This is a genomic window from Stenotrophomonas sp. STEN147 (genome assembly GCF_056757995.1).
Genome location: NZ_JBRRCG010000008.1, coordinates 87838 through 101259 on the forward strand (window position 1 = coordinate 87838; position 13422 = coordinate 101259).

Below are 13422 nucleotides of genomic sequence, written 5' to 3' on the forward strand. Positions count from 1 at the left end.
CCCCGGCCTGGCCGGGGTTCGTCGTTTGAGAGACCGGCCCTGTCGTAGCATGGGGCGGTCCGACCGCCGCCGCAGGGGCGCGGGATCGCATGGGAAGGCACGCAATGGAAGCACTGATAGCCCTGGTCGTATTGATACTGCTGGCGATTCCGCTGCTGCTGGTGGTCGCGCTGGTGATGATCGCCGGCCTGCGGCGCCGGGTCACCGCGCTGGAGAGCGCACTGGCCGATGTGTCGCAATCGCCGCGCGCTGCCGCGCCACCGCCCGGGCCCGCCCCCGTTCCGGCAACGGACGCGCCCGCCATGGAGCGACCGCGGGCTGCGGCAGCACCTTCTCCCGTGGCGGCCCATGCGCCGGAATCCTCCGTGCCGGCGCCGCCGCGGCAGGCAGCGCCGCCACCACCACCGCTGCCGGCCACGCCGCCCCCGCCTGCGCCGCCGGTCGAGCCGGCCGGGCCGGGCTTCTTCGAGCGTGGCATCGGCGCCGTCAAACGCTGGTTCACCGAGGGCAACGTGCCGGTCAAGATCGGCATGCTGGTGCTGCTGGCCGGTGTTGCCGCGCTGCTGAAGTACGTCAGTGACCAGGGCTGGCTGGTGCTCCCGGTCGAACTCCGGCTGGCGGCCGTCACCGCTGGTGCGCTGGGCCTGCTGGCCTTCGGCTGGCATCAGCGCGAACGCCGGCGTCTGTTCGCGCTGGCCCTGCAGGGCGGCGCCATCGGTGTGCTGCTGCTGACCATCTTCGCGGCATTCAAGCGTTTTGAACTGCTTGCGCCGGGATTTGCGTTCGCCAGTTCAATCGCGCTGGTCGCCGGCCTGTGCGTGCTGGCAGTGCTGCAGAACTCGCGCACCCTGGCGGTGCTGGGCATCCTGGCGGGCTTCATGGCCCCGCTGTGGCTGTCGACCGGCAGTGGCAACCATGTCGGCCTCTTCAGCTACTACGCAGTGCTCAACGCCGGCATCTTCGCCATCGCCTGGTTCCGTCCGTGGCGCGCGCTGAACCTGCTGGGCTTCGCGTTCACCTTCGGTATCGGCACGTTCTGGGGCGTGCTTCAGTACAGGGCCGAGAAGTTCTCCAGCACCGAACCGTTCCTGCTGCTGTTCTTCGCCTTCTATCTGCTGATTCCCCTGCTGTACGCGCGCAGGCAGCCTGCCGGTCGCCGCGATCTGGTCGATGGCAGCCTGGTGTTCGGCACGCCTTTGATCGCCTTCTCGCTGCAGGCGGCGATGCTGCACGAACAGCCGATGACACTGGCGCTGTGCGCGCTGGGCCTTGCGGTGATCTACGCGGTGCTGGCGCGTGCCTTGATCGCCCGGGCCTCGTATACGGTGCTGGCGCAGTCGCACGCGGTGCTGGCGGTGGGTTTCGCCACGCTGGCCGTGCCGCTGGCCTTGTCCGCCCGTGCCACCGGTGCGGTGTTCGCGCTGGAAGGTGCCGGGCTGGCCTGGCTCGGTCTGCGCCAGAGGCGCTGGCTGCCACAGGTGTCCGCTGCGCTGCTGCAGATGGCGGCGGCATTCGCCTTCGTGGCAGGTGGCAACCACTGGCACGAGGACGCGCGCCTGCTGCTCAATCCCACCGCGATCGGTGCGCTGCTGCTGGCCGTGGCGGGGTTGGCGTCGGCGTGGAGCTACCAGCGCCGGGCACGTCATGAGATCGCCCTGGTCTACTACCTGTGGGGCCTGCTGTGGTGGCTCGGCGGCTGGGTGCACGAGATCGGTCGTTTTCTCGCGCATGCTTCGCAGGCCGATGCACTGCTGGTGCTGGTGGCGGCGACCGCCTGGCTGGCAGCCGAGGTGCAGCGCCGGCAACCGGCACGTGCGCTGGGGATGACCGCACTGGCGATGCTGGCGATGGCGTTCCCATTGGCATTGGCGCAAAGCCATGCACACCAGCAACCGTTCGCGGGCCACGGCGCCCTGGCATGGGCGCTGTTCGCCGTGCTGGGGGTGCGCACGTTGCTGTGCCTGCGCCAGGGCGGCGACACGGTGGCGCGCATCGCCCAGTTCCTGTGGTGGCTGCTGTGGCCATCGCTGCTTTCGCTGCTGGCCCTGTGGGGAGGCGGCGAGGCTGGCTTGGCACAGGGCTGGACGTTGTTGCTGGTGACGCTGCCCTGGCTGCTGCTGGCCGCCCTGTCACTGTGGCGCTGGGGTTGGCTGCGCTGGCCGCTGGGCCCGGCATTCGATGCCGCACGCGTGCCGCTGCAGTGCGTGCTGTTCGCGCTGCTGGCGACCGGATGGCTGCTGGGCCAGCTGCTGCCGGGCACTGCGGCACCGCTGCCGTGGCTGCCGGTGCTGAACCCGGCCGAGATGGGGCAGTGGCTGAGCCTGTTGCTGCTGGCGCGCTGGCTGTACAGCGATGTGGCACCGCCCGCGCTGCGCAGGCGGCGCCTGCCGGTGCTGGCACTGGCGGGCTTCATCGCCCTCACCAGCCTGGTCCTGCATGGCGTGCACCACTGGGGGGGACTGGCCTGGAGTACGTCGATGGCGCGCTACAGCTTGGCCCAGACCAGCCTGACCGTGCTGTGGAGCGTGCTCGGCGTGATCGCCTGGGTGTGGGGCTCGCGTCGTGGCCAGCGTGTGTTGTGGATGGTCGGCGCGGTGCTGATGGGCGTGGTCCTGGCCAAGCTGGTCCTCATCGATCGCCAGCATCTGGGCAACCTGCTCGGGATCGCATCGTTCATCGCCTATGGCCTGCTGTGTACGGTCGTCGGTTATCTGGCACCGGCGCCACCGGGCGCGGTGCCATCCGTGGAGGAAAACCAATGAGAATGTGGAGCAGGGGGGTGGTGCCGGCGATGCTGGGCCTGTTCGCCACCATGGCCGTACACGCGTCCGACTACCGCACGCAGTACGCCGAGCAGTGGCCGCTGACGCTGTCCAGTGCGCAGTCCGGCGCCTATCGGGTGGTGCTGGAACCGGCGATCTACCGCCGTGCAGGCGCAGCAGACCTGGGTGACCTGCAGGTGTTCAATGCGGCCGGACAGGCCCTGCCGTCGGCATTGCTGGCCCCCGACGCGCCGCTGGCACAGCCGCCGGTGCAGCGTGAGCTGCCCTGGTTCGCACTGCCGCCGCTGGCCGATGCGCAACGCAACGACCTGCAGCTGCTGACCGAGCGCGATACCGACGGCCGTGTGCGCAGGGTCGAAGCACGCGTGGGCGCCGGCACGGTGAACGGGCAGGGCGGCTGGCTGATCGATGCCAGCGTGCTCGGCCAGCAGCCGCTGGCGGCGCTGGTGCTGGATTGGGCCGACAGTGGCCAGCCGCTGCAGGCGCAGGTGCAGCTGGATGCCAGCGATGACCTGCAGCATTGGCGCGCCATCGGCCGGGACATTCCGCTGGTGGACCTGCAGCGCGCCGGCAAACGCCTGCTGCAGCGACGCCTGCAGGTTGACGGCAATGCGCGCTATCTGCGCGTGCTGCCGCAGGGCGACGCGCGACTGCCTGCCCTGCATGGCGTGCTCGCCGAGCTTCCGCCGGCACCGGCGACGTTGCCGTGGGAGTGGCTGTCACTGACGCCGACAGCGCAGGGCAAGGGCGAATACACCTTCGAACTGGACGGCCGTTTCCCGATCGCGCGCGCCGATGTCGCCAGTACCGACAACAGCCTGGTGCAGTGGACGCTGTTCAGCCGCGACGATGAAGGCGCGCAGTGGCAACGACGCAGTGCACCGTGGATCGCCTATCAGCTGCAGCAGGGAACGCAGGGCCCGCGTCAGCAGTCGGCGGCGCAGGTGCTGGGCGATGTGCACCGCGACCGCTACTGGAAGCTGGTGGCAAGCCCGGCGGAGATCGCCGGCGCCCCCACCCTGCGCCTGGGCTACCAGCCGGAAGTGATGGTGTTCCTGAGCCAGGGCGCTGCGCCCTATGCACTGGCGGTGGGCAGCGCGACGGCGCGCCGCGCGGAGGCGCCGATCGGGGTGCTGATCGAGGAACTTCGCCAGCGCAACGATCCGGCCTGGCAGCCGACGCTGGCACGCCTGGAGGGCCGCCCCGAGCCGCTGGCCGGAGACGCAGCGCTGGAACCGCAGCGGGACTGGAAGGCCTGGCTGCTGTGGGCGCTGCTGGGCGTGGGGGTACTGGTTGTCGGCGGTCTGGCGGTCAGCCTGCTCAGGCAGAAGCCTGCGCCTTCGGCGTAGATCCCGACGAATCCCGGCCGCGCATGGAGCGGCGCTGCGGCCGGCGCCATCCGTTCTGCCGCAGCCGATACAATGACGGTCTGCCGAACGCCGGCACCCCGTCCCTGAGCCCAAGAGTTGCCCATGTCCATCGTCCGCATGACCGACCTCGACCTCTCCGGCAAGCGCGTGCTGATCCGCCAGGATCTGAACGTGCCGATCGAGAATGGCCGCATCACTTCCGAACAGCGCATCACCGCTTCGCTGCCGACGCTCAAGCGCGCACTGGAGCAGGGCGCGGCGGTGATGGTCACCTCGCACCTGGGCCGGCCGAAGGAAGGCGTGTGGAGCGAAGCCGATTCGCTGGCACCGGTTGCCGCACGCCTGTCCGAACTGCTGGGTCGCGAGGTGCCGCTGGTGCGCGACTGGATCGACGGCGTCGAGGTGCAGCCGGGCCAGCTGGTGCTGCTGGAAAACTGCCGGATGAACGTCGGCGAGGGCAAGGATGACGAAGCCCTGTCGAAGAAGTACGCCGCGCTGTGCGATGTGTTCGTGATGGATGCCTTCGGTACCGCGCACCGCGCGCAGGCGTCCACCCACGGCGTGATCCGTTTCGCCCCGGTCGCCGCGGGTGGCCCGCTGCTGATGGCCGAGCTGGATGCCCTGGCGCAGGCGCTGGACGCACCCGCCAAGCCGCTGCTGGCCATCGTGGCCGGCAGCAAGGTCAGCACCAAGCTGGAACTGCTGGCCAACCTGGTGGGCAAGGTCGACCAGCTGATCGTGGGGGGCGGCATCGCCAACACCTTCATCGCGGCTGCCGGCTACAAGGTCGGCAAGTCGCTGTACGAGCCGGACCTGCTGGACACCGCCCGGAAGATCGTTGCCGACGCCAAGGCGCGGGGGGCCGAGATTCCGCTTCCGGTGGACGTGGTCACGGCCAAGCAGTTCCTGCCCGACGCCATTGCCGAAGTGAAGGCCGTGGATGCGGTCGCCGAAGATGATCTGATCCTGGACATCGGTCCGCAGACCGCTGCCCAGTACGCGCAGCTGATCGCGAATGCCGGCACCGTGGTCTGGAACGGCCCTGTCGGCGTGTTCGAGTTTGAAGCCTTCAGCAAGGGGACCGAAGCGCTGGCGCGTGCCATCGCCACGTCCCCGGCGTTCTCCATCGCCGGCGGTGGCGACACCCTGGCAGCGGTCGACAAGTTCGACATCGCCAAGGATGTGAGCTACATCTCCACCGGTGGCGGCGCGTTCCTGGAGTTCCTGGAAGGCAAGACCCTGCCGGCCGTGGCCGCGCTCGCCGCGCGCGGCGCATGAACCGGGACGGCACCCAGGCCGGTTCTGCCCACCCGGCACCGGAAGAACGCGCGACGCTCTTCTTCGACCTGGACGGTACGTTGATCGATTCGCAGGTGGGCATCACCACCTGCATCGCTTATGCGCTGCAGAAGATGGAGCATCCGGTGCCGGCACGGGAAACCCTGCTGGGCTGGATCGGGCCTTCGCTGCGCACCACGTTCGCGCCGCTGTTCATCGAACCGGCGCGGGTGGAGCAGGCCGTCGGGTACTACCGCGAACGCTTCGATGCCGAGGGCTGGCGCGAGCACACGGTGTACCCCCAGGTAGAGGACGCCCTGCGCACCTTGCATGGGCGTGGCCACCGCCTGGCGGTGGTCACTGCCAAGAACGAGCCGCACGCGCGCCGGATCCTGGCCCATCTGCCGTTCGGCGGATTGTTCGAGGACATCATCGGCTCGACCCTGGATGGTTCGCGCAGCCACAAGCCCGAGTTGGTCGGCGAAGCGCTGCGCCGGTTGCAGGTGTCGCCCACGCAGTGCTGGATGATCGGCGACCGTCGCATGGATATCGAGGGCGCGCGTCACCACGGCCTGCGCAGCATCGGTGTGCTGTGGGGGTTTGGTGGCGAAGCGGAACTCACTGAAGCCGGTGCGGGCCAGCTGGCACGCGAGCCGGTCCAGCTGACGACACTGTTGGCCTGATGCCTCTTCGACCGGTCGCGGCGTGCCATGCCCGGCGGCTTTGCCCGAAGCCCGCCAGCCATGGCCGACGCTACCGGGCACCCTGCGCCGGCGTATGTCCGGGCGATGTCCGTTAGATGTCCCGCAGAGTCAGGCAGCACAAGGTTGTAACCGCATACATGGGGCGTGAAGGATGTGCTAATTTCCGTGCTTTAACGGGAGAGGCCCATTCACCATGTTCGAGCGTCAGCGTCGCACCAAGATCCTAGCCACCCTCGGTCCGGCCACCGATCCGCCGGGCGTGCTGGAGGATCTGTTCCGCGCCGGCGTCAACGTGGTGCGCCTGAACTTCAGCCACGGTGACCCGTCCGGCCAGGCCAAGCGTGCCGCCGACGTGCGCGCTGCCGCGCAGCGGGTGGGCGTGGAAGTGGGCATCCTGGCCGACCTGCCGGGCCCGAAGATCCGCATCGAGCGCTTTGCCGAAGGCAAGATCCATCTCAAGGCGGGCGACCGTTTCGATCTGGTCGCCTCGCCCAATGCACCGGCCGGCGATGCCACGCAGGTGGGCGTGAGCTACCTCGGCCTGCCGCAGGACGTCGGCCCCGGTGATGTCCTGCTCCTCGATGACGGCCTGATGCAGCTGCAGGTCGTCGAGGTGCAGGGTGAGCGGATCATCAGCACCGTGCTCAACGACGGGGTGCTGTCCGATCGCAAGGGCCTGAACAAGCAGGGCGGTGGCCTGTCGCTGGGCGCGTTGACCGAGCGCGACAAGGAGCTGATCGGGATCGTCGCCAAGATCGGTGTCGACTTCATCGCCGTCTCCTTCTGCCGCAATGCGCAGGACATGAACGATGCCCGCGCGATCGCCGAATCGCACGGCTGCTACGCCGCGCTGGTGTCCAAGATCGAGCGCACCGAAGCGATCGAGAACCTGGAAGAGATCGTCGAGGCCAGTGACGTGGTGATGGTGGCGCGCGGCGACCTCGGCGTGGAAATCGGCGATGCCGAGCTGCCGGGCCTGCAGAAGAAGATCATCAAGGCTTCGCTGGCGCAGAACAAGGTGGTGATCACTGCCACCCAGATGCTGCAGTCGATGGTGGAAAGCCCGATCCCGACCCGCGCGGAAGTGCTGGACGTGGCCAACTCCGTGATCGACGGCACCGATGCGGTGATGCTGTCGGCCGAAACCGCTGCCGGTGCGTATCCGGTCAAGGCCGTGGAGGCGATGGCGCGCATCTGCCTGGGCGCCGAGCGCCAGTTCCAGACCGAGACCGACTTCAATGCGTCGCCGCGCAACCTGGAGCGCGCCGACCAGGCCATCGCGATGGCGACCATGTTCCTGTCCCAGCACGTGGGCGTGCGGGCCATCGTGGCCATGACCGAGTCCGGCGGTACCGCGCGCTACCTGTCGCGCTTCCGCGCCAAGGCACCGGTGTTCGCGGTGACCCGACATGACGGCGCACGCCGGCAGATGGCGCTGATGCGCGATGTGTTTCCGATCAATTTCGACAGCCGTGGCCTGACCCCGCGCGAAGCCGCACGTGGCAGCATCCGCCTGCTGGTCGAATCGGATCTGCTGCAGGCCGGCGATCGGGTGGTGTTCACCAGCGGTGAGCATATGGAAACCCACGGTGCGACCAACACCCTGCGCCTGCTCCAGGTGGGCGAAGACGGTCGCGCCAGCGGTCTGGGCGATCTGTAACCGCTGCGGAACCGGGTCGGAGCCCCGCCGGGGCTCTGACCGGAACACCGCAGGACAGCGCCTGTCCTGAATGGACATTGGAATCGTTTCCAGTCTGGCCTCCACGTCGAGGCCACGGGCTGCGGGGCTATACTTACGTTTTTCCCGCACCCGCCACAGGAAGTACATGAGCATCGAACAGCTGGCTGAAACCGCCCAGGCCATGGTTGCCCCGGGCAAGGGCATCATCGCGATCGACGAATCCACCGGTACCATCGCCAAGCGCTTCGCCGGCGTGGGCATCGAGAACACCGAGGAGAACCGTCGCGCCTATCGCGAACTGCTGCTGACCACGCCGAAGCTCAACGAGCACATTTCCGGCGCCATCCTGTACGACGAAACCATCCGCCAGTCGACCAAGGATGGCGTGCCGTTCGCCAAGTACATGGCCGACCACGGCATGATTCCGGGCATCAAGGTGGACAAGGGTGCGCATCCGCTGGCCGGCTGCCCGGGCGAACTGGTCACCGAAGGCCTGGACGGCCTGCGCGACCGCCTGCAGGAGTATTACAAGCTGGGTGCGCGCTTCGCCAAGTGGCGTGCGGTCATCAACATCGGCGAGAGCATTCCGTCGGGCACCTGCATCGAATCCAATGCCCATGCGCTGGCCCGCTACGCCGCGCTGTGCCAGGAATGCGGCCTGGTGCCGATGGTCGAGCCGGAAGTGATCATGGACGGCGACCACGACATCGAGACCTGCTACGAAGTCACCGAAGCCACCCTGCGTTCGCTGTTCGACGCCCTGTACCAGCAGAACGTGCTGCTGGAAGGCACCATCCTGAAGGCTTCGATGGTCATCTCGGGCAAGGACTGCGAAGAGCAGGCCGACGTCGAGGAAGTGGCCGAGTCCACCGTGATGTGCCTGAAGAGCACCGTGCCGGCGATCCTGCCGGGCGTGGTGTTCCTGTCCGGTGGCCAGAGCGATGAACAGTCCACCGCCCACCTCAATGCGATGAACCAGCTGGGCAACCTGCCGTGGCCGCTGAGCTTCTCCTATGGCCGTGCCATGCAGCAGGCGGCACTGAAGCTGTGGGCCAAGGACATGAAGGGCAACTACGCCGCCGCGCAGAAGACCGTGTTCGAGCGCGCCAAGGAAAACGGCCTGGCTGCACTGGGCAAGTGGAACGGTTGATCGGTTCCATTGCAGGATGAACAGGGCAACGCCGGCCTCACGCCGGCGTTTGCTTTTGCGGGTATCTTTTCCGCCTCCCGCGGGCCCGGCCGGCCCGGGGGACACACATGGAAGGCCAAGGAGAAAAACATGCGTTTGGCAGCAATCACGCTGGCCGTTGCTACGGTCCTCGCCGCAGGAGGTTGCAACCGTTCCGGCAGCAATGCGGATGTGGGCAAGGCCCCGTCGCTTGAGTTCGACAAGCCCGTTTCCGGCGAGATCACCTCGCGCAGCGGCATCAATTTCAATGACGGCAGCCATCACCAGCTGTACCAGATCACGCTGGAGGACAAGCAGCTGGTGGGCATGAAGCTGACCGGTGCCCTCAGTGGCTCGATTGCCGTGTTCAGCAATGGCAGCCTGGTCGCCAGCAGCCGCACCGGCTATGAGCGCAGCGGGGATGTATCGCTGGCGTTCCGCGCCAACGGTGCCGGCACCTACCAGGTGGCGGTCAACGCCGACAGCCCGACCGCCTACGGCCCTTACCGCCTGCGGGTGGAGAAGCTGGTGCCCTACGACGGCAAGCCCATCGCAGGCAGTGGCGAAGTCGTGGACATGCTGGTATCCGGATCGCAGGACTACACCCTGCAGGTGGACAAGGCCGGCCTCTATGAGGTCAATCTGTCGTCCGACGCGTTCGATACCGTGCTGAAGCTGAAGGGCGGCGACATCGATGCGGAGAACGACGATGGCGGTGACAGCACCAATTCGCGCCTGTCGCTGCCGTTGCAGCCCGGCAAGTACACGCTGGGCGTGCGCGGGCTGGACGACGATGCGTCCGGCACCTTCAAGCTGACCGTTGCCCGCACCGAGCTGCCGGGCAACATCGTCGAGCGCGACGGTACCCAACTGCCGCAGTCGGGCAGCGTGTTCACCATGCTCGACAGCGAAGGTCGCCGTCGCTTCCTGCTGACACTGGAGCGTCCGGGCGAGGTTCGCCTGGATGCGATCTCCGGTCAGGTGGACACCGTGCTGCGTGTGGTCGGCGGTGATGTCGAGCTGGTCGACGACGACGGCGGCAACGGTACCAACGCGCGTCTGCAGGAATCGTTGCCGGCCGGTCATTACACCGTCGATGTTTCCAGCCTCAGCGACGAGCAGGGTCTGGTCGAGGTGCGCGTGCAGATCGATGGCGCCAGCGCTGCCGGCGCCGCGGCGTCGGCGGCCCGCGCGGCGGCGGATGCGGCGGCCGTGCCGGGTGACGCCGCGGTCGAGGCGGCCAGCCGCTGACGCGTCCAGGGGCACTGCCGCAATGAAAAGGCCGGGCATTGCCCGGCCTTTTCTTCAGTGCCGCCGCCCCGTGCTCAATGCGCGGCAGCGAAGCCGGTATCGCCCAGCGGCGGCAGCAGCGTGCCGCGTACTTCGTTGTCCGCGTTCTGCCCGGCGCTGGCCAGAGCCTGCTGATAGGCCTTGGCCGTGGCGGTATTGAAAGCAACCAGCACGATCCGCATCGGCTGTGCATGGCTGCGTTGCCACGCCAGGGTTTCCGTCACGGCGATCTGCGCGGCCTGGTACAGCGGATAGCCGTACACGCCGCAGCTGATGGCCGGAAACGCGATCGACTGCACCCCGAGCGATTCGGCCAGCTGCAGCGATTTCCAGTAGCAGTTGGCCAGCAGCGCGGGTTCATCGCGCAGGCCGTCGTGCCAGACCGGGCCCACCGTGTGCAGCACGTGCCGCGCCGGCAATGCATGGGCGCCGGTGGCGCGCACCTCACCGGTCGGGCAGCGCACGCCTGGCCGCAGTTCCGGCAGTTGCCGGCATTCGGCCAGCAGGCCGGGCCCGGCGGCACGGTGGATCGCACCGTCCACTCCGCCGCCGCCCAGCAGCGATTCATTGGCCGCGTTGACGATCGCATCCACCGCCAGGGTCGTGATGTCGCCCTGCCACACTTCGATCTTCATGCGTCCGTCTCCTGCCTGTCGGATGTTCCGCGCAGTACCTGCGGCGGCTGTACCCAGCGTAGGGGACAGGCCATCGATGCTGCGTCATGACCGTCTCACGCGCTGCGATCCGACGGTCTTCACGCACGATGGCGGTCGCCACCTTCATGCAGGCTGAAGCAGAAAGGGGTCAGATCCTTTTCCGTATGGAAAAGGCTCTGACCCCATGTTTCCGAGGTGCGCCGGCAGGGCCAGAGCCCTTTCCCGGACGGGAAAGGGATCCGACCCTGTGCATCACGGCAGGCCGGCCAGCCACTCGTCGTCGGAACCTTCGTTCACGTCGGCGAACAGGGGCGTGGAGAAGTAGCGCTCGCCGGTATCCGGAAGCATCGCCAGGATCACCGAACCCGGCTCGGCACGGCTGGCCACATCCAGCGCGCTGGCGACCGTGGCGCCGGCGGAGATGCCGACGAAGATGCCTTCCTCGGCAGCCAGCCGGCGCGCGGTGGCGATGGCGCGGTCATCTTCGACCGACACCAGTTCATCCACCACGTCGCGGTTGAGCACGTCCGGCACGAAGTCCGGCGTCCAGCCCTGGATCTTGTGCGGCTTCCAGTCATCGCCCTTGAGCAGCGCGGCGCCGGCTGGCTCGGTGGCGATGATGCGGGTCTGCGGCCGTGCGACCTTCAGTACCTCGCCGACACCGGTGAGGGTTCCGCCGGTTCCCCAGCCGCTGACGAAATAGTCCAGGCGCCTGCCGGCGAAGTCGCGCAGGATCTCCGCCGCCGTCGTGTTGCGGTGGTAGGCCGGGTTGGCCGGATTGGCGAACTGGCTGGCGAGGAACCAGCCATGCTGTTCGGCCAGTTCGCGCGCCTTGCGCACCATGCCGCTGCCACGTTCCGCCGCCGGGGTCAGGATCACCTTGGCGCCGTAGGCACGCATCAGCTTGCGGCGTTCCACCGAGAACGTCTCGACCATGGTCGCCACGAACTTGTAGCCACGGGCGGCGGCCACCATCGCCAGCGCCACGCCGGTGTTGCCCGAGGTGGCTTCGACGATGGTGTCACCCGGCTTGAGCAGGCCACGGGCCTCGGCGTCGAGGATGATCGCCAGCGCCAGGCGGTCCTTGACCGAACCGCCGGGATTGAACGACTCGACCTTGGCGTAGAGGCTGACCTGCGGCGGCGCCAGGCGCTGCAGCTTGACGATGGGGGTGTTGCCGACGGTGTCGAGGATGGAGTCGTACAGGGCCATGGAAGCGCTCCGGAGGCGGGGCCGCGCCAGGACGGCGGGCGGGAAGAGGGAGAGCTGGCTGTTCACGCCAGCGGCTGCCGGCTGACCGTAGCGCCGGCATATGACGCCCGGAAATGACCAGATGCCTTTCTTAAACAACCTTTGGTTATAAGCTGGTGACGGTAATTGACCCTAGAGTGGACCTCCGCCCCTGCTGCCTGCCCGCCCATGACGCTGACCCAGCTGCGCTATCTGGTCGCCATCGCCGACGCCGAGCTGAACATCACGCTGGCTGCCTCGCGCGTGCACGCCACCCAACCCGGCCTGTCCAAGCAGCTCAAGCAGCTGGAGGACGAGCTGGGCTTCCTGCTGTTCGTACGCAAGGGTCGCAGCCTGGAGTCGGTCACCCCGGCCGGCACCGAGGTGATCTCCCGCGCGCGCGCCGTACTGGCCGAGGCCAACAACATCCGCACCTACGCGGCCAACCAGCGCCGCGAAAGCCAGGGCCAGCTGATCCTGACCACCACCCATACCCAGGCGCGCTTCGTGCTGCCGCCTGCGGTGGCGGCGATCAAGCAGGCGTATCCGCAGGTCAGCGTGCACCTGCAGCAGGCCGCCGAAGCCGATGCGCTGGATCGGTTGAACCAGGGTGATGCGGACATCGCCATCATCAGTACGGCCGGTGGGGAGCCTGGCGATGGCATCGCCGTACCGTTGTTCCGCTGGCGGCGGCTGGTGGTGGTGCCCAAGGGCCATCCGCTGGATCGCGCGGGCCGCGCACCGGACCTGGCGGCGCTCGCCCGCCAGCCCTTGATCAGCTATGAATCGTCCACGCGCCCGAACTCGTCGCTGCAGCGTGCCTTTGCTGCCAACGGGCTGGTTCCGGATCTGGCGCTGACTGCGCTGGACGCCGATCTGATCAAGACCTATGTGCGTACCGGCCTGGGTGTGGGCCTGCTGGCCGAAATGGCGGTCAGTTCCCTCGACGAAGACCTCAAGGCATGGCCGGCACCCGCTCCGATCGCCGAGTGCATCGCCTGGGCGGTGCTGCCGCGTGACCGGGTGCTGCGCGATTACGCGCTGGAGCTGGTGCATGTGTTGGCGCCGCAGATCGATCCGCGCGACCTGCGCCGGGTACTGGACGGCAACCAGGTGGCCGCGTGGCCGCTGCCGCCGACCTGGGAATCGCTGACCCAGACCATCACGGTGTGAGGGTGCTCGGGCAGGGCAGCGCCCTGCACCTGCGAAGAACTGGCGCAACAGCAACAACGCGGCCAGGCCCCGATGGATCGGCCGCAGAG

At 68.0% G+C, this 13422-nt stretch carries 10 protein-coding genes; 8 read left to right on the forward strand and 2 right to left on the reverse strand.

Annotation, left to right across the window (positions count from 1 at the left end):
• The first annotated feature begins 104 nt into the window (after positions 1-104).
• The 7 genes from ACVOKU_RS10250 to ACVOKU_RS10280 all read left to right on the forward strand — a co-directional run bounded on the left by ACVOKU_RS10250 (position 105) and on the right by ACVOKU_RS10280 (position 10235).
• Positions 105-2762, forward strand: coding sequence for a DUF2339 domain-containing protein (locus ACVOKU_RS10250; protein ID WP_481559840.1), 2658 nt, complete (start codon positions 105-107; stop codon positions 2760-2762).
• Positions 2759-4132 (forward strand): DUF3999 domain-containing protein, encoded by a 1374-nt coding sequence (locus ACVOKU_RS10255; protein WP_481559841.1) that lies wholly within the window; start codon positions 2759-2761, stop codon positions 4130-4132. The genes ACVOKU_RS10250 and ACVOKU_RS10255 overlap by 4 nt, the downstream gene beginning before the upstream one ends.
• A gap of 123 nt (positions 4133-4255) precedes the next feature.
• Complete coding sequence (locus ACVOKU_RS10260; RefSeq protein WP_053518495.1) at positions 4256-5431, forward strand: phosphoglycerate kinase; 1176 nt, start codon at positions 4256-4258, stop codon at positions 5429-5431.
• Positions 5428-6114: an HAD hydrolase-like protein gene (locus ACVOKU_RS10265; protein ID WP_481559842.1), complete on the forward strand. Its 687-nt coding sequence runs from the start codon at positions 5428-5430 to the stop codon at positions 6112-6114. The genes ACVOKU_RS10260 and ACVOKU_RS10265 overlap by 4 nt, the downstream gene beginning before the upstream one ends.
• A 214-nt stretch (positions 6115-6328) precedes the next feature.
• Positions 6329-7795, forward strand: a complete 1467-nt coding sequence (pyk, locus tag ACVOKU_RS10270; RefSeq protein WP_053518499.1) for a pyruvate kinase — start codon at positions 6329-6331, stop codon at positions 7793-7795.
• A 166-nt stretch (positions 7796-7961) separates the two neighbouring features.
• Complete coding sequence (locus ACVOKU_RS10275) at positions 7962-8966, forward strand: class I fructose-bisphosphate aldolase (protein ID WP_481559843.1); 1005 nt, start codon at positions 7962-7964, stop codon at positions 8964-8966.
• 129 nt (positions 8967-9095) lie between these two features.
• The gene (locus ACVOKU_RS10280; protein ID WP_481559844.1) at positions 9096-10235 is read left to right on the forward strand and encodes an ABC transporter substrate-binding protein; all 1140 of its coding nucleotides are present in this window, start codon (positions 9096-9098) and stop codon (positions 10233-10235) included.
• A gap of 74 nt (positions 10236-10309) precedes the next feature.
• On the opposite strand, the gene ACVOKU_RS10285 is transcribed toward ACVOKU_RS10280, so the two are convergent.
• Both ACVOKU_RS10285 and cysK read right to left on the reverse strand, forming a co-directional pair.
• Entirely contained in the window at positions 10310-10909 is a 600-nt protein-coding gene (locus ACVOKU_RS10285) for an O-acetyl-ADP-ribose deacetylase (RefSeq protein WP_053517092.1), read from the reverse strand.
• Positions 10910-11182: 273 nt separating this feature from the next.
• On the reverse strand, positions 11183-12142 hold the full coding sequence (cysK, locus tag ACVOKU_RS10290) for a cysteine synthase A (RefSeq protein ID WP_481559845.1): 960 nt from the start codon (positions 12140-12142) through the stop codon (positions 11183-11185).
• Between the two features lie 207 nt (positions 12143-12349).
• Here cysK and ACVOKU_RS10295 point away from each other — a divergent pair, with 207 nt between their 5' ends.
• Positions 12350-13333 (forward strand): LysR family transcriptional regulator, encoded by a 984-nt coding sequence (locus ACVOKU_RS10295; protein WP_053517088.1) that lies wholly within the window; start codon positions 12350-12352, stop codon positions 13331-13333.
• Positions 13334-13422: the final 89 nt, after the last annotated feature.